Source organism: Bradyrhizobium murdochi (assembly GCF_000472965.1).
GTDB lineage: Bacteria > Pseudomonadota > Alphaproteobacteria > Rhizobiales > Xanthobacteraceae > Bradyrhizobium > Bradyrhizobium murdochi.
In genome coordinates this window covers 13,732-34,260 of sequence record NZ_AXAU01000030.1, presented here as the reverse complement: position 1 = coordinate 34,260, position 20,529 = coordinate 13,732, and the positions used below count along the sequence as shown (strand labels likewise).

Annotated in this window: 15 protein-coding genes and 3 pseudogenes; 11 read left to right on the top strand and 7 right to left on the bottom strand. The window is 60.2% G+C overall.

The features are described from left to right. Positions 1 to 297 precede the first annotated feature (297 nt). A complete protein-coding gene (locus YUO_RS0133910; RefSeq protein ID WP_028351212.1) occupies positions 298 to 480 on the bottom strand; it encodes a hypothetical protein in 183 nt (60 codons plus the stop codon). 755 nt (positions 481 to 1,235) lie between these two features. On the opposite strand from YUO_RS0133910, the gene YUO_RS0133905 reads away from it, so the two are divergent. Then, a complete protein-coding gene (locus YUO_RS0133905; RefSeq protein WP_028351211.1) occupies positions 1,236 to 1,919 on the top strand; it encodes an alpha/beta fold hydrolase in 684 nt (227 codons plus the stop codon). Positions 1,920 to 2,184: 265 nt separating this feature from the next. Here the strand turns inward: YUO_RS0133905 and YUO_RS42615 are convergent, their stop codons facing one another. The 3 genes from YUO_RS42615 to YUO_RS0133885 all read right to left on the bottom strand — a co-directional run bounded on the left by YUO_RS42615 (position 2,185) and on the right by YUO_RS0133885 (position 5,981). Further along, positions 2,185 to 2,985: an alpha/beta hydrolase gene (locus YUO_RS42615; protein WP_198028149.1), complete on the bottom strand. Its 801-nt coding sequence runs from the start codon at positions 2,983 to 2,985 to the stop codon at positions 2,185 to 2,187. Positions 2,986 to 3,252: 267 nt separating this feature from the next. Next, positions 3,253 to 4,791 (bottom strand): amidase, encoded by a 1,539-nt coding sequence (locus tag YUO_RS0133895; protein WP_051379789.1) that lies wholly within the window; start codon positions 4,789 to 4,791, stop codon positions 3,253 to 3,255. Positions 4,792 to 5,573: 782 nt separating this feature from the next. Next, the gene (locus YUO_RS0133885) at positions 5,574 to 5,981 is read right to left on the bottom strand and encodes a hypothetical protein (protein WP_028351208.1); all 408 of its coding nucleotides are present in this window, start codon (positions 5,979 to 5,981) and stop codon (positions 5,574 to 5,576) included. A 495-nt stretch (positions 5,982 to 6,476) separates the two neighbouring features. Here YUO_RS0133885 and YUO_RS0133875 point away from each other — a divergent pair, with 495 nt between their 5' ends. The 3 genes from YUO_RS0133875 (at position 6,477) to YUO_RS45475 (ending at position 12,531) form a co-directional block, all read left to right on the top strand. After that, on the top strand, positions 6,477 to 7,913 hold the full coding sequence (locus YUO_RS0133875; RefSeq protein ID WP_028351206.1) for an IS1182 family transposase: 1,437 nt from the start codon (positions 6,477 to 6,479) through the stop codon (positions 7,911 to 7,913). 271 nt (positions 7,914 to 8,184) lie between these two features. Continuing rightward, complete coding sequence (locus YUO_RS0133870) at positions 8,185 to 9,624, top strand: IS1182 family transposase (protein ID WP_028351205.1); 1,440 nt, start codon at positions 8,185 to 8,187, stop codon at positions 9,622 to 9,624. Positions 9,625 to 9,963: 339 nt separating this feature from the next. Then, positions 9,964 to 12,531, top strand: a complete 2,568-nt coding sequence (locus YUO_RS45475; protein WP_235782922.1) for an MASE1 domain-containing protein — start codon at positions 9,964 to 9,966, stop codon at positions 12,529 to 12,531. A gap of 119 nt (positions 12,532 to 12,650) precedes the next feature. Here the strand turns inward: YUO_RS45475 and YUO_RS42605 are convergent. From YUO_RS42605 to YUO_RS0133845, 3 genes and pseudogenes are all read right to left on the bottom strand, one after another. Beyond that, a pseudogene (locus YUO_RS42605) lies at positions 12,651 to 13,219 on the bottom strand (tyrosine-type recombinase/integrase). Positions 13,220 to 13,430: 211 nt separating this feature from the next. Beyond that, positions 13,431 to 13,850: a nuclear transport factor 2 family protein gene (locus tag YUO_RS0133850; RefSeq protein ID WP_198028148.1), complete on the bottom strand. Its 420-nt coding sequence runs from the start codon at positions 13,848 to 13,850 to the stop codon at positions 13,431 to 13,433. Positions 13,851 to 13,935: 85 nt separating this feature from the next. Continuing rightward, positions 13,936 to 14,625: a helix-turn-helix transcriptional regulator gene (locus YUO_RS0133845; protein WP_028351202.1), complete on the bottom strand. Its 690-nt coding sequence runs from the start codon at positions 14,623 to 14,625 to the stop codon at positions 13,936 to 13,938. A 302-nt stretch (positions 14,626 to 14,927) separates the two neighbouring features. Here YUO_RS0133845 and YUO_RS49135 point away from each other — a divergent pair, with 302 nt between their 5' ends. From YUO_RS49135 to YUO_RS0133805, 7 genes and pseudogenes are all read left to right on the top strand, one after another. Then, positions 14,928 to 15,443 carry a P-loop nucleotide/nucleoside kinase family protein gene (locus YUO_RS49135; RefSeq protein ID WP_198028147.1) on the top strand — a complete coding sequence of 172 codons (516 nt, stop codon included), beginning with the start codon at positions 14,928 to 14,930 and terminating at the stop codon, positions 15,441 to 15,443. 162 nt (positions 15,444 to 15,605) lie between these two features. After that, the gene (locus tag YUO_RS0133830) at positions 15,606 to 16,070 is read left to right on the top strand and encodes a GNAT family N-acetyltransferase (RefSeq protein WP_198028146.1); all 465 of its coding nucleotides are present in this window, start codon (positions 15,606 to 15,608) and stop codon (positions 16,068 to 16,070) included. Between the two features lie 331 nt (positions 16,071 to 16,401). Continuing rightward, positions 16,402 to 18,403: pseudogene (locus YUO_RS42600) on the top strand (conjugal transfer protein TraG). 9 nt (positions 18,404 to 18,412) lie between these two features. Beyond that, complete coding sequence (locus YUO_RS0133820) at positions 18,413 to 18,847, top strand: hypothetical protein (protein ID WP_028351198.1); 435 nt, start codon at positions 18,413 to 18,415, stop codon at positions 18,845 to 18,847. A 179-nt stretch (positions 18,848 to 19,026) separates the two neighbouring features. Beyond that, positions 19,027 to 19,946: pseudogene (gene trbB, locus YUO_RS42595) on the top strand (P-type conjugative transfer ATPase TrbB). After that, positions 19,943 to 20,266, top strand: coding sequence for a TrbC/VirB2 family type IV secretion system protein (locus YUO_RS0133810; protein ID WP_028351197.1), 324 nt, complete (start codon positions 19,943 to 19,945; stop codon positions 20,264 to 20,266). The pseudogene trbB and the gene YUO_RS0133810 overlap by 4 nt, the downstream one beginning before the upstream one ends. After that, entirely contained in the window at positions 20,266 to 20,529 is a 264-nt protein-coding gene (locus YUO_RS0133805) for a VirB3 family type IV secretion system protein (RefSeq protein ID WP_028351196.1), read from the top strand. The genes YUO_RS0133810 and YUO_RS0133805 overlap by 1 nt, the downstream gene beginning before the upstream one ends.

Here is a 20,529-nt window from a genome sequence, read left to right as displayed (position 1 = left end):
CCAGATCAGGCCGATCTGTCAGCTGCTTTCGAATAGTTCAAGGGCGAGGAACGGGTTTGCGCGGCCTAATCAGGTCTGGCGTGGGGAACCGGCTGTTTCGGTGACGTCGCCTTTTGACCCAATGCGAAGGTCGGACGGCTGCCAAACGGTCTGCTTGCCGGGGGTAGACCGGAAACGGCAAGCCTGCCACTTAAACGGCGCCTTTGACCCATCTGCGACATTGGGCAGCACTCAAGAAAGTGCACGATCTCGCTTGATCGACGGAATGGTGTGCACCCAGGAGGCGATGTCCTGAGCCTACGCATTCATGTTCAACTGCCGCAGCACGTCAGCGATGAGTTGCATCACGTCCTGATGGCCACCATTGTTGAAGGTGATGCGCGTGCCTTGTCGGTCGGGCAGTGGTGTGGCGGTCACGATCCGATCCGTGTTGATGACGATGGGCTGATCGTCCGGTTGCGTGAACTGCACGAATGCCATGAAAGATCGATCCTGCCTGTTGGGCGCGCGAGCCGCTCGCGGCGCCCCGAAACCTGCGACGCGCGGGCATCAAGGTCAAGCCTGTGTACCGAAAACGTAAAGTCGAGGCGCGTCAAATGGCTTGCGGCGTTTGTGCCCGCTCCACCCGACGGCCGCCTCGCTTCGATCGCCTAGTTTGCCGCGCACCGTATTGATCTGGATTGGCTAATCGGTCGATCTAGGTCAGCAGTATTGGCTTGATTGTTTCCCGGCCTCGCCCATTTTTAACTTTGGGCTTGATCGATAGGTTCTCGCACCAGCCAGCGTCAACTAGAGACTAGTCCCATAGCGGCAATGTCAACGGCCAAGGGCAAAGTCGAGCGCATCAACCCCACATGGCATGCATGGGGATCAACGATCGAAGTAACGGGGTGGCAATGTATCAGGACCGCTCGGCATATTCAGGTCATCAGTGGTGATTTTAGCGGGCAGCGCATTGCGACAGATCAAGCAACGTGAGCAGCGCCAATCGACGCCCGCATGTCGGTTGTTGGCCCATCACGACATCTCGCACCGCCGCAAGACTTCGGTTGCAAACGGGGCATAGCGGAAATCGACGGGCAGCGATCTACGCAGCGGGCGATGCTCGTGACCCAAAGCTGCCAATCGGCCCCGATTTTCGTTTCGCAACCAGCCAGCATCATTGCAAGGTCAATCCTGATCAAGCAAGCCCAAGCTCGTTGAGCAACTAATCCGCACGACCGAGGAGAACTCATATGACACCATTCGTCCTTGTTCCCGGGGCAGGCGGCATGGCTTGGTATTGGCACCGAGTGGTCCCGCTTATTCGCGCGGCGGGGCACGAACCCATCGCGGTCGATCTGCCTGGCGACGACAGGCAGGCCGGTCTCGCGGCGTACGCAGATATCATCGTCCGCGCGATCGCGGAACAAAGCGCCGTGATTCTCGTCGCTCAGTCTCTTGCCGGCTTCACGGCGCCCCTTGTTTGCGCGCGTGCGCCCGTGCGGATGATCGTGTTCGTCAACGCGATGATCCCCAAGCCCGGCGAGACCGCTGGTCAATGGTGGGGCGCAACCGGCGCGATCGAAGCGCGGGAACAAGCTGCAGTGCACAGCGGCTATGCGACTGAATTCGACGTGGCAACGTACTTTCTGCACGACGTGCCGCAGGATGTGCTGCGTGCCGGCCCGCAGCCCCGCGAGGAAGCCGAGATCGTCTTCAGCGAACCCTGCCGCTTCGCGCGCTGGCCTGACATCCCCATTCGTGTTCTTGCGGGAGGAGACGACCGCTTTTTCCCGATCGAATTTCAACAGCGTGTCGCGCGTGAAAGGCTCGGAAAGGAGGTGGAGGAAATTCCCGGTGGCCATCTCATCGCGTTGTCGAATGCAGAAGGGCTGACCGAGCGCCTTCTTGCGTATGAGAAGGGCCTGACACGCTAGTCCTGCCGTTCTCTTGAGCACAGGCCGATTTTGTCTGATGGGCGCATCTCCGCTATCGGCCTCAAACCGCGCCCAATTAGCAATGCCAGAGCCTAGGTCAGCTTGCGAGCCAGCTTTCGGTCAAGTCTGAATTTGGTCCATCGCCTCATTTCGTCGCTGCCCAGCGCTCGCTTTCAGGCCAAGGCGGACATCAGATGGCAGGCGGGACTGGCTGGCTCAGTCGAGAATGACCCGAACTCGACGTCGGCTGCCCACCGATCAAACGTCATAGCCTAGTGCGCAAGAACGTACCGATGCGCGCTATCGCTGCGCGCCCTTCCGGTAGAATGCGGGCAAACATATGCCAGACATGGAACATGCGCGGCCACAACTCGAGTTCTACATCGCAGCCGGCTGCTCGCAAGCGCTCGGCCATTCGCGCCGCATCATCGCGCAGTGCCTCATCGCTGGCGGCAAGAACCAGAGTCGACGGCAGGCCCACCGGATCGCCATAAAGTGGAGAGGCATAGGGCGAGCGCGGATCGGTATTGCCGAGATAAAGCTCAACCGCCTTCGGCATCAGCTCAACCGGCACCATCGGATCGGAAGAACCGTAATCGGTGAGCGATTGGCCCGTCAGGGCGAGATCGGTCCACGGCGAGACCACGACGGCAGCGGCCGGCAAGGATGATCCCTCATTGCGCAAACGCATCATGCTCGCCAGCGCAAGCCCGCCGCCGGAAGACTCCCCGACAAACGCCACGTGACGCGGTTCGGCGCACTGCGAGATGAGCCATCGATAGGCGGCGGTCACATCCTCGACCGCCGCTGGAAACGGATGCTCGGGCGCAAGCCGGTAGTCGATGCATAACACCCGCGCGCCGGTCACGTCGGCGATGCGCCAGTTAAAATCGCGAAACAGCGCCGGAAAGCCGAGCAGATAGGCGCCACCGTGAAGGTGGACGACGTATCGGTTTGGAAGCGAGCGGGGCGTCGCGATCCGCTCGGCTTTGACACCGCCGGCGTCAACGACAACCAGCTCGGTCCCGCGCGGTGGGCGCGGCACGAGCTGCGCGAAGCGGGCCACCTGCTGACGGACCTCCTCGATTTGAATGTCCGATGGATGCCGTGGCCGCATGAACCAAGGCAGACAGAAGCGGACAAGCTCGGCGCGCAAACTCATTTGCTCAAGCCAACAGAGTGGACGCGTAACCGGAGGCGATTTGTGACAGTCCCTGCGTACGGATTATTGCGGGTAGCCCGAAACGGGAGGCTCGCCTCAGATAGCTCGCGGGCCCCTGTTTCCGAACCTTGGACGCCTGTGTTGCCGTCAGCCGGCAAGTCGCTACGCCGTCTACCCGACGATCTGAAACGGGTCAGCCGCACGCAACACGGTGCCATCCTCCCAATGGCGCCCGATCAGCATCATGCCGACAGGGAGCCCTGCCGACATGCCTGCCGGAACCGTGGCGGCCGGATGGCCAGTGACGTCGAACGGGCAGGTGTTGGAAATCATTTCGAGGGCCCGCGCAACGTAGTCCTCGCGGCTCGCGTCCGGAGCTGGGAGCAGCGTGGCCTTCAACGGTAACGTCGGCATGAGCAGGAGATCGACGCCGCTGAGCGCCTCATCATAGGCGGCGCGGAGCACGCGCGCGAGGTTTTGGGCCTTGGCGTAGTAGCGGCCCTGGTAATTGTCCTGCATGTACTGGCCGAGCAGGACGACGAGCTTGACGGTCTCCGAAAGGTCGTTGGCGCGCACCCGCCGGCTCCGGCCGTAGAAGTCCAGCAGCGAAGTCGTGTAGTGCCCTTTCCAGTTGGTTCCCATGCTGTTGCCGGCGACCATCAGCATCGTGGCGCCCTCAACGGCAATGGCGTTCCAGATATGGATGCCGTCGCGGTGGAGAGGGATCGATANCTCGNTNACGGNTNCCCCCGCTCGNGTCANGCGNTGNGCCGCCTCGCGTACCATGGNGTCGACATCGGGCTCGGAATTGGGCCAGCCAAACCCCTCCTTGACTATCCCGATCCGTAGACCGCGGGCGTGTCCGGTGAGTTGCTTGGTATACTCTTCCTTACGTAGTCCCGCCGGTTGGCGCGGGTCGAGGCCATCGGCCCCGGCGAGCACCTCGAGAAGCTGGGCGGCATCGCCGGCGGTGCGGGCAATGGGCCCGGTATGATCGAGTGTCAATTCAATCGGGAAGACGCCTGTGTATGGTACAAGCCCGTGGGTGGGCTTGTGGCCAACTGCTCCGCAGAAAGAGCTGGGAATTCGGATCGACCCGCCCTGGTCGCCCCCGATCGCCATGTCGCACTCGCCGGCGACGACGAGCGCCGCGCTGCCACTGGAGGAGCCTCCGGCAGATCGCTTCGGGTCGTGCGGGTTAAGCACGGGCCCAGTGTCGGAGGTATGGCTACCGCCCGAGAAGCAAAGATGCTCGCACACGGCCTTGCCGACGATCTCCCCCCCGGCATCGAGGATGCGGGTCACAATGGTCGCGTCCACATCGGGGACGTAGCCCTCCAGCACGTTGGAACCGTTCATCATCGGGATGCCGGCGACGCACACATTGTCTTTGATGGCGATTTTCTTGCCCGCCAGAGGTCCCGACGTTGCGCCTTTGATCGAGCACCTCCAGTACCAAGCGTTGAGCCGATTGTCCGAGGCAGGTGGACGGAACCCGGCGTCGCGCGTGTACTTCACTGGCAGCGTCGGCTCCGCAAACTGGTCCAGCCGACGGTACGACGCGAGCACACCGTCCATAAGGTTGCGGAACGACGTCAGATCGTCGCGGCTGAGATTCAAGTTGTAGGATTTGGCGACGCGTTCCAGTTCAGGCAGCGGCGGCTTGCGCAGAATCCGCGGCGCCGTCGCCGTCGGGGGCGGCGCTTGCATGCTCGCCGCGGTGGCCGCACGAACGGGCGTTGACCGCGCGGCGACGACGGTTGCCGCTACCCCGGCCGTGCCGGCATGAAGGAAGCGACGACGCGAATAGTTTGACGATGCTCGCATAGCATATCCTCCCTCGATCAATCGATTGACTTCTCGATCCACCGCCCGCCCTCAAGTGTCGGGAACCGTTTGGTGGTCGGTGGTCGCGACGGTCACCAAGCGGAGACCCCGATGCTGCGGCCGGCGCGCCAAGCTGCAATATCATAATGAGCCATCCGGACAGGGCTGAGGCGCAGCAGCCGCATGAGGTCGGACGTGAGGCGCGGCCGAACTGATCGGTCGCGGTGATCAAGGCCGCTATGCCTCAGCATCCTCGCGCGACTGCGGAGCGACGCGCCGTCCAGCGCGCAGATTGTCGTGCAGCCACCGGCGATCTTCAAGTGCTTGCGTCTGTCACTGCGCTCGTCAGTTACGTCACAGAGCACGTCGACCGTCGTGACGCACGCATGGTCAAGCCACGCGCGCGAGGTCCCTTCCTGGCTCTGAGCGACGTATTGCACGCCATACGACCTCGGTCGTGAACGGGGCATAGCGGAAGTTGATGGGCAGCTATCTATTCCAGAGGCAACGCTCGTGACCCAAGGAAGACTCTCGGCGGCAGCGCCTTCTCGCATCCTTCAGGAGCAGCCTGTGTGCTCCGCGGCAGCCATTGCCGGTACGATATTCCGCGGATGCGCCTCGTCGAGTACGCCACGTGCAATCGGTCTCTTACGAAGAAACGAGCCTTAAGCCTTCAGGTCCGTGACCCTCATGATTGCGACTACATTCCCGTCATTGTGCGATTGCTCCTTTGTATCCTTGTTGCAGGTCCAGACAAAATTCTTCTTGGCCGTAAAGGTCTTTTCGTCCTGCTCGACCCGAAGTTCCCCTTCGGTGATATGGCAGATCATGGCGTTCATCATCGGGGGACCCATGGTCTTCGATCCCGGCTGCATGATGAAGTCGCGCATCGAGACGGTCTTAAAACCGGGAATGAGAGATGGTGTCTCGCCTTCATATTCACGCACCACGACGCCTGGCCACCGCGTCGTATCCTTGTAGCCCGTGGTTTGCGCGGCGGCTGGCTTTATCATGGCTGCCGAAGCCGCTGCCAACCCGATTCCCAGTGCTGACCTTCGATCGACCTTGTTCATCGCTTTTTCTCCTGAGGTCACGCAGCGAGCCGTCGCAGAAGCGACGCCCGCATTTCGTGGTATGTGAAAGGTGGTGCGAAACCGAAAAAAGCGTCGGTGTCTTGAGAGAGCGCGCCTGCCGATGGCATCAGTGCTGCTGCTCGACCGCCCCGCACGGCGATTTCGGCATATCCCGTTTCAAGGGCAACTACATTATACGCGACCTTACGCGGCCGAGAAATAGCACCAAGAATGGCGCAAAGTATCAACTTCGTGAGAAGAAGACTGAAAGACCGAACCCGGTCTCGGCACCTTCACTCCGGCCAACTACTATAGCAAGTCAGCGTGACTGACCGGCCCCGCGGCGCGGTCGGCGGCAAGTGCCCCCCGCGACCCTCCGTCCAGAGGCGACGACTGCGCCTCGCCGAACGTCCGGAGTTGGCCCAGGCTGTGTGAAAACGCTCTGTCTAAAGTGATTCGCGCGATAAGATTCCCGGCGATTTTGCGGGGCATCTGATGAAGCGATTTGTTGAAGGGTTGGATCGCGGCCAGAGCACATTGTTTCCGGCATCGCTCGATGACTATGTGACCGAGGATAACCCGGTGCGAGCGGTCGACGTGTTCGTCGATGGTCTCGATCTCGACAAGCTCGGGTTCATCGGGGTCCAGCCATCCGACACGGGTCGACCCAGCTATCATCCGGGCACTATGCTCAAGCTCTACATCTACGGCTACCTTAATCGGGTTCCATCGAGCCGACGCCTGGAGCGGGAATGCCAGGGCAATATCGAGATGATCTGGCTGACCGGGCGGCTGGCGCCGGACTTCAAGACGATCGCAGACTTCCGCAAGGACAATGGCAAGGCCATTCGTGAGGTCTGTCGCGAGTTCGTCGCGCTGTGCCGCAAGCTTGAGCTGTTCAGTGCCGCAAGCGTCGCCATCGACGGATCAAAGTTCAAGGCTGTCAATGCACGGGACAAGAACTTCACTGAGGCCAAGATGAAGAGGCGTCTCGAGCGGATCGATGAGAGCATCGCCCGCTATCTCTCTCAGCTTGAAACCGCCGATCGGCATGGCGACGCGGTACCGGAGGCGAAGGTTGAACGGTTGAAGGGCAAGATCGAGAAGCTCAAGGAAGAGATCGTCCGACTCAACGCGATCAACGCGGAGATGATGAAGAGCGAGGACAAACAGATCTCACTGTCCGATCCTGACGCACGCTCGATGGCGACAAGTGGTAAGGACACCGGCATCGTTGGCTACAACGTGCAGATTGCCGTTGAGACGCAGCATCACCTCATTGTGGCTCACGATGTGACCAACGTGGGCAGCGATCGCCACCAACTCACCAACATGGCCGGGCAGGCTCGTGCCGAGATGGCTGTCGAGACGCTCGAGGTCGTTGCGGATCGCGGCTACTACGACGGCGAAGAACTTCGCGCTTGTGAGCAGGCTGGCATCACAGCCACATTGCCGAAACCACTTACCTCAGGCGCGAAAGCCGCGGGTCGTTTTGGCAAGCAGGACTTCGTCTATGTTGCGGCCGAGGACGTCTATCGCTGCCCTGCCGGCGAGCGGTTGACGTACCGTTTCACCAGCCAAGAGGACGGTAAGATGCTGCGCCGTTACTGGACGACCGCTTGCCAAAGCTGCGCGCTCAAAGCTCAGTGCACGACTGGCCCCGAGCGGCGCATCGCGCGTTGGGAGCACGAGGCCGTGCTGGAGAAGGTTCAGCGGCGGCTCGACCAAGACCCCAACAAGATGACCTTACGCCGTCAAACGGCCGAGCATCCGTTCGGGACCATAAAGGCCTGGATGGGTGCGACACACTTCCTGATGCGAACACGACACAAGGTTGCGACCGAGATGGCGCTGAATGTGCTCGCCTACAACATGAAACGGGTCATAGCGATTCTGGGGTGCGTAACACTGCTGGAAGCGATGCAAACCTAAGGGATATTTGTACGTCAGATCGGCGGCCTTCGGGTTCAGAAGCTTCTGACTGCTCATTGGGCTGCCGCCGCGAAGCCGATGCCGGACTCCCAAAAGAGGTTCTCACACAGCCTGGGCCCTTAGCCGAATAGCAATCAAGTCGTTGTCACGTCGGCTAGTAGGAGTAAACCGGTCGACCGGCCGCGCTTGCCTCGACCGCCGCTTGTGACCCTGTCTGTGTGAAAACACTGGGCTGCTGTTATGATTCTCCTGTGATTCTTTGGGGGAATCGATGAGGCGCTTCGTTGAAGAGGCGGATCGTGGGCAGCGGACGCTGCTGCCCGAATGCCTCGATGACTTCATTGACGAGAGCAACCCAGTTCGCGTGATCGACGTATTTGTCGATGCGCTCGGTTTGGCTGAGATGGGCTTTGAGGGTGTGGATCCGGCGGCCACCGGTCGGCCGTCGTACCATCCCTCGGTGCTCCTTAAGCTTTACATTTGCGGCTATCTGAACCGGGTGCAGTCGAGCCGGCGGCTGGAACGAGAGGCCGGGCGCAATGTCGAGGTGATGTGGCTGTTGGGCCGGCTCGCTCCCGATCACAAGACGATTGCGGACTTCCGCAAGGACAACGGCCTGGCGCTGCGCAAGGTATGTGCGCGCTTCGTCGAACTCTGCCGAGAGATGGGTCTGCTGGCGACGGCGAGCGTCGCCATCGATGGCAGCAAGTTCAAGGCCGTGAACAACCGGGACAGGAACTTCACGCGGGCGAAGGTGGAGCGACGGCGCGCGCAACTCGAGGAGAGCGTCGCGCGCTATCTGAGCCAACTTGACACGGCCGACCGCCAGGAGCCGACGGAGGCGCTGCTCACGAAGGTGACGAGACTTACCGAGAAGCTGACAAAGCTGAAGGAGGAAATGGGCAAGCTTGCTGTCTACGAGAAGCAAATGCTTGCTTCGCCTGACCAGCAAATCTCGCTGACCGACCCCGACAGCCGTTCGATGGCGACGAGCGGCCGCGGCTCTGGCGTTGTCGGCTACAACGTACAGGTCGCCGTAGACACCGAGCACCATCTGATTGTGACGCACGAGGTAACGAACAGCGGCTCGGATCGGGCACAACTTGCCAATATGGCCAAGCAGGCAAAGGCTGTTCTAAAGACTGAGACGCTCGAAGCTGTGGCCGATCGCGGCTACTTCAACAGCCCAGAGATCCTCGCGTGCCACGAAGCAGGCATCGCGGTAACTCTGCCCAAACCGCTAACGTCCGGCGCTAAGGCAGACGGACGCTTCGGTAAGCAGGACTTTGCCTATTTGCCAGAGGAGGACGCTTATCGCTGCCCGGCCGGGGAGCGGCTGTCATATCGCTATACGAATGAAGAAGACGGCAAGGTGCTGCGGCGCTACTGGACCACGGCCTGTCAAAGCGGTTCGCTCAAGACCCAATGCACGCCTGGGTCAGAACGGCGGATTACGCGATGGGAGCATGAGCATCTGCTCGCTGCTGTGCAGCATCGCCTTGATGCAAACCCGCACGCCATGCGTCAGCGTCGCGAAACAGTCGAGCATCCGTTCGGCACCATGAAAGCCCGCATGGGAGCGACACACTTCCTGACCAAAACGCTTCCGAAAGTGGCGGCCGAAATGGCGCTCTCCGTTCTGGCCTACAATCTGACACGGGTCATGAACATCGTCGGGATCAAGCCGCTGATGGCTGCGATCGCGGCCTGACACCAAGCCGGTCATGGCTTCCGCTCGAGCGCCCAGGGATCGGCGTTTTTACACGACCAAGACCCAAAGCTGTCATTAGATCGACAGCGAAAGCTGATCGTTGCTGATGATCTCTCTCACCCACGCGCGGCCGCTAATAGGTCAATGGTGTTGTCCGAGGCCACGAGTTCCGAAACTTGCCCGGCGGCCCTCCACACACCATCGTGCCGCCATGCTTTGGTCAAATCTGCGTTGCGTGTTTGACGGGTTCGTTGACGTAATGGAAATGCGACTGCCCTCTTTCGGGTAACATTGGACGGTCCCCACCGCATTTTTTAGGTCCCACCGCAAAGGCTCGTGATGGAAAGGGCAAGGTTTGGTCTAGCCAAGATTTTCGATTTTGGCAGCGCTCGGAGTGCCGCAACTTACTTGGTCGAGCTTTTAATAGTCGCCGCGATTTACATTGGCTTTACCGAGTCGGCACGTTTACTGCCTACGATTGGTCCGGCCGCGACACCGTTGTGGCCACCAACCGGGTTCGCGCTCGCGCTGGTCCTGCTGCGCGGCTATCGCATTTGGCCCGCGATTTTAGTGGGGTCCATTTCTCACCTCCTGGCCAGCCAATCAGTCCTGGAGTTTGGCTCCGTCGGGCTCGGTACTCTCCTCGCTGCGGTTGCCGGAACATGGCTGATCAATCGCTGGTCTAACGGTCGCCAGACGTTTGGCACCCCCTTTACTGTCGCAAAGTTTGCAATCATTTCCTTTGCACCGACGACGATGATTAGTTCAACCGTCGTCGTTGCAGGATTCATTCTCGCCAATAAGCCAATTCTTTCCGATTCATTCGTCACGTGGTTAACCTGGTGGCTTGCAGACGCAGCTGGGACCTTGGTGATTGCTCCGGTCATCGTGCGTTGGGCCACAATGCCTTGGCGTAAGTCTTCCAAATGGCATCTGTTGGAATCGGTCGCGGTCTCCATTCTCGTGAGCATCATCGGAATCGTCGCTTACAGTCCGCTGATCGGCAGCGACCTCATAAGCGATGACCTCAACGTGCTGCTGCCGTATCGGAGCCTTCTTGGCTTTCTGGTTTTGCTACCGTTGATGTGGGCTGGTTTGCGCGGCAATCGATGCAATGTCGCTACATCCGCGCTCCTTTTCTTCGGAATGGCCGTGTGGGGTTTCTCGGTGGGCAACGATCCATTTCCGAAAACGGACTTGAACGGAGCCCTGTTATCGTTGCTCGTGCTTTCGATCAGTGTATCAGTAGCGCCTCTTGCTTTAGCTGCAGCAATTGCGACACGCCTAAGCACCGAAGCCAATTTGCTTTCAGTGCAGGAGCGATTGAACAGTCAGATTGATCGGAAAAATGTGGCGCTCGACAGCATTAGGCGTCACTTCCAGACGTTGATCGAAGGTGTTGTCGACTATGCAATTTTTGCGCTCGATAAAGAAGGGCATGTTACAAGTTGGAATAGCTCCGCACAAAAAATCATGGGTTACGGCCCGGAAGAAATTATCGGCAAGCATTTTGGGATATTTTACCGACCGGATGAGCGCCGTGCTGGCTCTCCAAACCGTGCATTAGAGTTGGCAATCCAAAGAGGCAAGCACGACGTTGAGGGTTGGCGTATCAGAAAAAATGGCACGCCGTTCTTCATCACCGGCTCGGTCTTTTCGAGTTGTGATAACGCAGGAAATCTGATCGGCTTTATCAGTATACTCCGGGACGCAACCGAGCGACGCGACGCGGAGGAGAAACTGGTCCAGGCGCGCGAACAGCTCGCGATGTCGCAGAAAATGGAGGCAATCGGTAAACTGACTGGCGGGATTGCGCACGACTTCAACAATCTACTGATGATCATTGGAGGTAGCGCTCAGATCTTTGCACGCCTACTTGATCCGAAATTGCCAAAAGCGATCGAAGCCATACAGACCGCCGCCAAACGTGGAGAAAGTCTCACGCGCCAATTGCTGACATTCTCTCGTCATCAGCATCTTAGCCCGACCGTCGTTGATTTGAATGCATCTATAAAAAACATGCGGACCATGATTGAAAGTTCGCTGCGCGGGAATATCGTCTACAACGAACATACTGGTGACGACGTTTGGCCGGTTAAGGTTGACCTCGCCGAACTAGAACTAGCGATTGTCAATATCGCCGTTAATGCCCGCGACGCAATGTTGAACGGCGGTACGTTCACGCTATCCGTCAACGAGGTGACAGCAGATCATGAAATCGGCGATAATCGCCCTGGGGGAGTCTTCTTTGCGATCGCGTTTAGCGATACGGGCACTGGTATTCCGCCAAATCTTCTGTCCAGAATGTTCGATCCATTCTTCACAACCAAGGAGGTCGGCAAAGGAACCGGGCTCGGTTTGTCGCAGGTCTATGGTTTTGCACACCAGGCCGGCGGAACGGTGACGGCCGACAGCAAGGTGGGACAAGGAACAACGATTACACTCTATCTGCCCTACTGTGCGGACGAGCAGATCACCAGCAAAGACAACTCCGCTGCAAAAGCACAATATTCACAGCGGCAGACGGTTCTCGTTGTCGACGACAGCGCGGAGGTTGCGGAAGTGACGTCCTCGCTGTTCGAGCACCTGGGTTATGAGACTATCTATCGAGATTCGGCCGAAGCGGCGCTAAGACTGCTCGAAGCCGGAACGAAGATCGATCTCGTCTTCAGCGATATTGTCATGCCCGGGACCATCGACGGCGTCGGGCTCGCGAGAGAAATCCGGTCGCGGTATCCCAATTTGCCGGTGGCCCTTACGACGGGCTACAGCGATGCGGCAAAAGCAGCTGGCTCAAATTTAAGGATACTACGCAAGCCGTTCGATACCGAGGCACTAAGAGATTTTATCCAGGACGTTACGCCTCCGAGATTAATCCGGCCGGCCTCTGGCGTCAGGCACGGCTGAGGCTTTGCGCGGAAGTTGACCAGCGGCGACGTCGAGGCAAATCGCGCCGACGGCTTCCGTTTTTGGCCCCGAGCTACTCAATTCGAGGGGGCGGAGTTTGTCCGCTCCGCCCCGGTAATTCAGACGTCAACCTGTTCTGCTATTGCGAGCGCGTCGTCGACCTCGATCCCGAGGTATCGCACGGTGCTCTCGATCTTGGTGTGCCCAGCAGGAGTTTGGACGGCGCGCAAGTTGCCCGTGCGACGGTAGATCAGCGTCGCCTTGGTTCGCCGGAGCGAATGCGTTCCGGACAAGTGCGGGTCCAAACCGACATTGGCAATCCACTCGGCGAGAAGACGCGCGTATTGCCGAGTCGTGAGGCTGCGGTTTAGGCCGCCGCGACCGGTGAACAGTAGTCGCCCCGCTTCTTGCCGGTAGCCTTCACATAGTCGTCGACGGCTTGCCGCGTTGCCTCGGTCAGTTCGAACTTGACCGGGCGGCCCGTCTTCCTCTGCCGAACGGTAGCCCGGTCAACCGCATAGCCACTCGGTGCAATGTCATCGACCTTGAGTGCCACGACGTCGCAACCGCGAAGCTTGCTGTCGATAGCGAGGTTGAACAGAGCAAGATCGCGGACGCGACCTTCGACCTGGAGCTTTGTCCGGATAGACCAGACATGCTTGGGGCGGAGTGGCGGCTTCGGGCCGATGATCTTGCCCTTGTTCCAAGGGACACGCCCAGAGGTGCTGCGGCGATGCTTGAAGCTTCGGTCATGGTGACCTCCTCAGTTAGTGAGGCGGGCCACAGTGTCGTAGGTTGCTAAAACCGCGTCGGCTTTCGGACGATTGGAGATGTAGTTTGCTCCAACTGGATCACCTGGCCGTCGCTCCTGACCCGTATCGGACGTCAGTGCTGTTCAGCTAGACGATCGGCAGCGACGGCGCGCTGCCTTTCTGCCAGACATTAAAGGTCGCTTCCCATTTGGCAATTTCGCCGCCGCGCATAGTTAGGAGTTCGATTCCACGCCCCTGCATCTGGCGGCCGTCTTGTCCGTCGTCCCACCCGCCCTCCCAGTAACAGACGATCACATTGCCCGATACTGCACGCAGTTGCTTTTGCAGCCGGTAATTCTTTTGTCGCTCAAAACGCGCCAACAGGAACTTCTCAAGAAGCGGCTTGCCGTGCGTTTCGGGAAAATCGGCAAACCTAACCACAACATCTGCGGCAAAGGTGTTCATGACTTCCGAAATATCCCCCGCGCTCATCAATTTCTGAGCGCGATCGAGCACCGCTTCGGCATCACGAAAGGTAAGTTCGCTGGTTTCCAGTTCTGTCGACATGTGGGCTCCCGGTGTCGCGGCCAGTCCGGCCGCCTGGAAGCCAAATACTAGCGGAACCGGGATGACAGATTCTGTCAGCAGCGAGTCATTGAGGCTCGGAAAGTCCCGCGATTTCGCGCCATTCATTGACCAGGGCATGGCGGCATCTCGGGTAAGCCTCTCCGGTCTCGGCGAACGCAACGATTCGGTCAGTTCGGAATTGTCGATAGCCTTCGCGAAGTTCGCACCACGCGGCAAGCAATCGCACCGTCGCACAGAAAGTAAGCAAGATAGGCCATATCTTGCGTTTGGTCAGTACGCCGGCTTCGTCGCTATAACTGATCCATATCTTGCGCTCCACTCGGATAGCGCTCCGAATGGGTGCCAAGTCCACGCTTTCCACTGCGGCCGAAATGGGGCCCGCGAGAAGTCCAGAGGCGTCGGCTTCGTCGCTTCTGCCCGACGGCAACACCGCCGTGATCTTCGCCAGTGCATTGCGCGCGGCCTTGGTAAGCGTGATGTCCGCGCTTCGCGCCACCATCTGCGAGCCGAGCACCATCGCCTCAATCTCGTCGCTGGAAAACATCAGTGGTGGCACCGTGAAGCCCGGTCGGAGCACATAGCCCATGCCCGCTTGGCCCTCGATTGGCGCACCTCTGGCAATCAGCGTTTGTATGTCGCGATAAATCGTTCGCAGCGAGACGCCCAACTCATCAGCGAGTTGCGCTCCCCCGACCGGACGTCGACGGGTTCGAAGGAACTGAATCAGCTTGAGGAGCCGATCGGATCGGGGCATTCCAACACTCCTTCGGGCGGCTTGCTGTTGCCGGACCCCAATAGCGCAGCAAAGCGAGCCACCTATCGCGAGATCACAGATTGTGAGCCAAACGGATAGTCTGCAACCCGTCAAGTCGGCCGCCGAAATCCGCCTTAGGGACACCCGCTATTGGCCCCAACGCGACCAACTTCGTCGCCTGCGGCTGGTCTGGTATTGAGGGCAGTCCGGACTTCGCATCAGCGATTATCGACCGCTGCTCGTGACCCGTTGCAGACATGGCGGTCCAATTGCATTAACTTCCGAGTTCAAATTGTGGGGGTGTGCAATGGCGAGACTCATCGCGCTGGCTGGTTTGCCCGGGGGCCGGCAAGTCAAGCATTGCTCGGGATCTGGCTCGGCGTACCGGCGCCATCTGGCTGCGGATCGACTCGATGGATCAGGCGATCTGGGCATCTGGCACGGCGCCAAGCGATCTCCTTGACTGGACCTATCGAGCTGCCCAGGCAGTCGCTGCCGACAATCTAGCCCTCGGCTTAGACGTAATCGCAGACTGTGTGAACGATTGCGAAGAGGCTCGGGAAGGTTGGGAAGCCGCTGCGCGACAGGTCGACGCCGAAGTCTTTTGGCTCGAGGTAGTGTGCAGCGATGCCGAGGAGCACCGGCGCAGAGTTGAGACTAGATCGACCGACATCGCCGGACTGTCTCTGCCCGACTGGGATGTCGTTGCTAGTCGTGCCTATGCTACGTGGAAGCGCGATCACCTCATAGTAGATACAGCACATCGCAGCTTGGAGGCAAGCGTAGAAGAGGCGTTCAACCTCCTTCGTAAGCCATAGCCGCTTGTGGCCCGAATGCGAAGTCTGGGCGGGGTTCTGAAATGTCGCCTCGTTGGGGTGGACCGGAAGCGGCTGGCGGACCTTCCGAACGGAGCTTTTGACCCATAAGAGACATCCGTTTCTCGAAGTGCTATGTAAGCTGACACCATCGGAGCCAGCTGCTTGCCGTGTATTCTCAAAGCACCAACAGTCGAAGAGCTGCCAGCACTCTCGGCATTGTGCTTCCGGTCGAAAGCCGTGTGGGGCTACGACAACGCCTTCATGGAAGCGTGTCGCAGAGAACTCACCATTGAACCAGGTGACTTGCGAACAAGCTCGATTGCGGTTGCAGAAGAGAATGGCAAGATCGTTGGCGTTGCTCAAATCAAGGTAATCGGAAGCGAAGCAGACTTGCTGAAGCTGTTTGTTGAACCGACCACGCTGCGTAGCGGTGTCGGGAGAAGCCTATTCCTTTGGGCGATCAACCAAGCAACAAGCAAGGGTGCCGATCGTCTAGTGATCGAAGCCGACCCGGATGCCGCGCCATTCTACAGGCGAATGGGCGCTGAGGATTGTGGGCCCGCTCCGTCCGGCTCAATACCAGGAAGGATGCTGCCAAAGCTTGTGAAGGAGCTACGATCGACTTGAGTGTGTATGTCGCCTTCTGTGCCATCGCGTCATTTCGCTGCTGCGCAGCAAGCGCGTCGTTTTAGAAGCAAAGCGGACATAAATCTCGGCGCGGCGCGCCACGCGTTTATTAGTTCGCGGCCTAGCCGCAGCGTGCAGTGGATGCCTTTTTGCGTACGAGTTCCAGGCCGTCACGCTTGGTTATACGGCAGCAGTCACAAACGGGAATCAGCGAGTCGGCGCGCTTGGCCGTTTTTGATCACCCGTGACCGACCTACTTGCGCGCTAGAATGCGCTGACTGGCTGCGGTGGGTTGTCTTCCACTTTGTGGGTCATTTGATCTGCCGTTGCCATGTCAGCGACCAAAATACTTTGGGGACAAATCCTCGTCGTCTTCACGGTCGTGCTCGTCACGATGTGGGCCGCGACGCAGTGGACGGCGTGGCGGCTCGGCTACCAGCCTCAACTGGGTCAACCCTGGTTTGAGCTGGCGCAGGGTATTCCCATTTATCTTCCGCCAGCCTTTTTCTGGTGGTGGTACGCCTACGATCCCTACGCGCCCGACGTGTTCGTCGAAGGGGCATGCATCGCAGCGTCAGGCGGGATCATCTCCATCGTGGTCGCATTTGCCATGTCGGTGTGGCGTGCCCGCGAAGCGGAGACCGCCGCGACGTACGGTTCGGCGCGCTGGGCGAACCAGCTCGAGGTTCGGGCTGCCGGCCTCGCCGGGGCGGACGGCGTGATCCTCGGGCGTATCGAAAGACAGTATCTGCGACACGACGGACCGGAGCATGTGCTGTGCTTCGCGCCAACCAGGTCCGGAAAGGGCGTCGGACTGGTAGTTCCCACGCTCCTAACTTGGCCGGGAAGTTGCATCGTCCATGACATCAAGGGTGAGAATTGGACGCTGACATCCGGTTTTCGTGGTCGGCACGGCCGGGTATTGTTGTTCGATCCCACCAATTCAGGGAGCGCGGCCTATAATCCTCTTTTGGAAGTGAGGCGCGGGGAATGGGAGGTTCGCGACGTCCAAAACGTCGCCGACGTGCTGGTCGACCCCGAGGGGGTCGCTTGAACGGCGGAACCACTGGGAGAAGACCAGCCACGCCTTGCTGGTCGGCGCTATCCTTCACGTCCTTTATGCGGAGCAGGACAAGACGCTCGCTGGGGTTGCGAATTTCCTTTCCGATCCGAAGCGGCCGATCGAAACCACACTTCGCGCGATGATGACGACGCAGCATCTCGGCGAAGCCGGGACGCATCCGGTGATCGCGTCCGCGGCGAGAGAGTTGCTGAACAAGAGCGAGAACGAGCGGTCGGGCGTGCTCTCGACCGCGATGTCCTTCCTCGGCCTCTATCGCGACCCGGTTGTCGCCCGGGTGACATGCCGCTGCGATTGGCGCATCCGCGATCTCGTCGAGGATGATCAGCCGACGACGCTCTATCTCGTTGTGCCTCCCTCTGATATCAGCCGAACCAAGCCCTTGGTGCGGCTGGTTCTCAACCAGATCGGCCGCCGTCTCACTGAGGATCTCCAGGCCAAGGGCCGCCGTCACCGGCTGCTGTTCATGCTTGATGAATTTCCAGCGCTCGGGCGGCTTGATTTCTTCGAGTCGGCGCTTGCCTTTATGGCCGGTTACGGTCTCAAGAGCTTTCTCATTGCCCAATCCCTCAATCAGATCGAGAAGGCTTACGGGCCGAACAACGCCATTCTCGACAATTGTCATGTGCGGGTTTCCTTTGCCACCAATGACGAACGCACCGCCAAACGCGTGTCGGACGCGCTTGGCACAGCCACCGAGTTGCGTGCAATGAAGAATTATGCCGGCAACCGCCTTAGTCCGTGGCTTGGCCACCTCATGGTTTCACGCCAGGAAACTGCGCGGCCGTTGCTTACGCCGGGTGAGGTGATGCAACTCCCACAAGACGACGAGTTGGTGCTGGTTTCCGGCGTGCCACCCATCCGCGCCAAAAAGGCGAGGTACTTTGAAGATCCGCGTCTTGTTGAGCGCGTGCTGCCGCCACCGGAAACCTACGGCCGCGAGATTGGCGCCCGGCCGGACGATTGGAGCCAGTTGCCAGCCCCAGCAAGTGGGAATGCGCCCAAGCCGGAAATCGTGTCGGGCCTCCGACAATCCGTCCAGGATCCCGCAAATTCCGGCATCCGTCGTGAGCCGGAACTCCCTGAGCATGAAGCTATCGCAACGGAAGTCTTGAAGCCTCCGCCTGAGTTCGACTTTGCGGAAGACGAGGGCGACGGCGATGCTGCTGTCCGAGCCCGCGTACTGCGCACGAACGTCCCCGGCCTTGCGCGCCAGGCTGCGATGGACCCTGACGATGGCCTCAAGCTCTAGGATGGAATAATGCGGACCAAGCATACGTTTCGTTTGCCTCCGGATCTAGCGAGCCGGCTCGCCGATCACGCCAGCCGCAAGCGGGTCCCACAGGCGCTCGTCGTCGAAACCGCGCTGGCCTCATTCCTGTCGCCGGACAATTCCGAGCGGATGGAGGCAGCTCTCGGCCGTCGTCTTGACAGGCTGACCCGGCACGTCGAGCGGCTGGAGCGTCACATCACGATCTCGAATGAGGCGCTGGCCTTGTTCGTACGGTTCTGGTTGACGGCAACGCCGCCGCTGCCCGATACGGCGCAGCCCGCAGCGCAGACCAAGGGCCGGGAACGGTACGAGGGTTTTGTCGAAGCCCTCGGGCGCCGGTTGGCCAGAGGCCGGACCCTGGCGCAGGAGATCTCGCTCGACGTCGAGCCGACGCAGCCGTCAGCAACAGCGCCTCGTGATTGAATTAGCCGCCTGCTTCTTTTGCTACGCCAGAGCACGCCAGCCGATCTGAGCTTGTTGCGTGAAGGCGTGAGCTGCCTTTTCTACTGATCCCCACCGCCGAGCTCATATCTCGGCGGGCCTTGGGGGCAAGCGTGGCAGTTCATTCCTTTCAGTCCGAGGCGGTCTCGCGTGGTGCACGCATGTTGCGCACGGCGCTCGGACCGGCGATAGCGGCCTGGCTCGAAGACGCTGGGATCGTCGAGGTCATGCTCAATCCCGATGGCCGGCTCTGGGTCGACCGGTTGTCGGGGGGCCTGACAGATACCGGCGAGCGTCTCGCCGCAGCCGACGGCGAGCGTATCGTGCGGCTCGTTGCCCATCACGTCGGCGCCGAGGTTCATCCGGCAAGTCCCCGCGTCTCGGCCGAGTTGCCCGAGACGGGAGAGCGTTTTGAGGGGCTGCTGCCGCCCGTGGTGACCGCCCCAGCCTTTGCGATCCGCAAGCCGGCGGTGGCGGTGTTCACGCTCGACGATTATGTCGCCGCCGGCATCATGACAGCGACCCAGACGGAAGCGCTCCGGAACGCTGTTCGAGAACGTCAGAACATTCTCGTGGCGGGCGGTACCTCGACCGGCAAGACCACGCTGATCAATGCGCTCCTGGCGGAAGTTGCCAAGACTGCCGACCGCGTCGTGCTGATCGAGGACACGCGCGAGCTTCAATGCAAGTCACCGAATCTGGTGGCGTTGCGCACCAGGATGGGATCGCCTCACTGTCCGACCTCGTGCGGTCCTCGCTCCGGCTGCGTCCGGACCGGATTCCGATCGGTGAGGTGCGCGGCGCCGAGGCGCTCGATCTTCTCAAGGCCTGGGGCACCGGCCATCCCGGTGGTGTCGGAACCATTCACGCCGGCACGGCACTCGGCGCGCTTCGCCGCCTTGAACAGCTCATCCAGGAAGCCGTCGTGACCGTGCCGCGCGCGCTGATCGCGGAAACCATCGACGTGATCGCCGTTCTCTCCGGCCGCGGCGCCGACCGACGGCTGGCAGAGCTTGCGCGTGTCGAGGGCCTAAAGGCCGACGGCGACTACCTCATCCGACTGGCAGGAGACCAATCATGAAGGGCGCTACATTGCGACGCGCGGCAGCAGCCGCTGCCGCGGCTATCACCATTTTGACGGCTTCTTCGACCGCCCGCGCCGCCGGCTCCAACATGCCGTGGGAGCAGCCGCTCAACCAAATCCTGCAGTCGGTCGAGGGCCCGGTCGCCAAGATTCTGGCCGTGATCATCATCATCGTCACGGGCCTTACACTCGCCTTCGGCGACACCTCCGGCGGCTTCCGCCGCCTGATCCAGATCGTGTTTGGTCTGTCGATCGCCTTTGCGGCATCGAGCTTTTTCCTGGCGTTTTTCTCATTCGGCGGTGGAGTCGTGATCTGATGGACGGGCCTGTTGAAGGTTTTGCCGTCCCCGTGCATCGCGCGCTGACCGAGCCGATCCTGCTCGGCGGCGCGCCGCGGGCGGTCGCGATTCTCAACGGCACCGTGGCCGCAGCGCTCGGACTTGGCCTGCGACTGTGGGTCGCCGGTCTTCTGCTCTGGGCGATCGGCCATGCCGCCGCCGTCTGGGCCGCGAAGCGCGATCCGTTGTTCGTCGAGGTCGCAAGGCGGCATCTACGCATCCCCACCCATTTGAATGTGTGA

Excerpts from the sequence above, each read along its gene's own strand:
- YUO_RS0133910 (WP_028351212.1), bottom strand. The coding sequence starts at position 480 with ATGGCATTCGTGCAGTTCACGCAACCGGACGATCAGCCCATCGTCATC.
- YUO_RS0133905 (WP_028351211.1), top strand. The coding sequence starts at position 1,236 with ATGACACCATTCGTCCTTGTTCCCGGGGCAGGCGGCATGGCTTGGTAT.
- YUO_RS0133885 (WP_028351208.1), bottom strand. The coding sequence starts at position 5,981 with ATGAACAAGGTCGATCGAAGGTCAGCACTGGGAATCGGGTTGGCAGCG.
- YUO_RS0133875 (WP_028351206.1), top strand. The coding sequence starts at position 6,477 with ATGAAGCGATTTGTTGAAGGGTTGGATCGCGGCCAGAGCACATTGTTT.
- YUO_RS0133870 (WP_028351205.1), top strand. The coding sequence starts at position 8,185 with ATGAGGCGCTTCGTTGAAGAGGCGGATCGTGGGCAGCGGACGCTGCTG.
- YUO_RS45475 (WP_235782922.1), top strand. The coding sequence starts at position 9,964 with ATGGAAAGGGCAAGGTTTGGTCTAGCCAAGATTTTCGATTTTGGCAGC.
- YUO_RS0133850 (WP_198028148.1), bottom strand. The coding sequence starts at position 13,850 with ATGTCGACAGAACTGGAAACCAGCGAACTTACCTTTCGTGATGCCGAA.
- YUO_RS0133845 (WP_028351202.1), bottom strand. The coding sequence starts at position 14,625 with ATGCCCCGATCCGATCGGCTCCTCAAGCTGATTCAGTTCCTTCGAACC.
- YUO_RS0133820 (WP_028351198.1), top strand. The coding sequence starts at position 18,413 with ATGCGGACCAAGCATACGTTTCGTTTGCCTCCGGATCTAGCGAGCCGG.
- YUO_RS0133810 (WP_028351197.1), top strand. The coding sequence starts at position 19,943 with ATGAAGGGCGCTACATTGCGACGCGCGGCAGCAGCCGCTGCCGCGGCT.
- YUO_RS0133805 (WP_028351196.1), top strand. The coding sequence starts at position 20,266 with ATGGACGGGCCTGTTGAAGGTTTTGCCGTCCCCGTGCATCGCGCGCTG.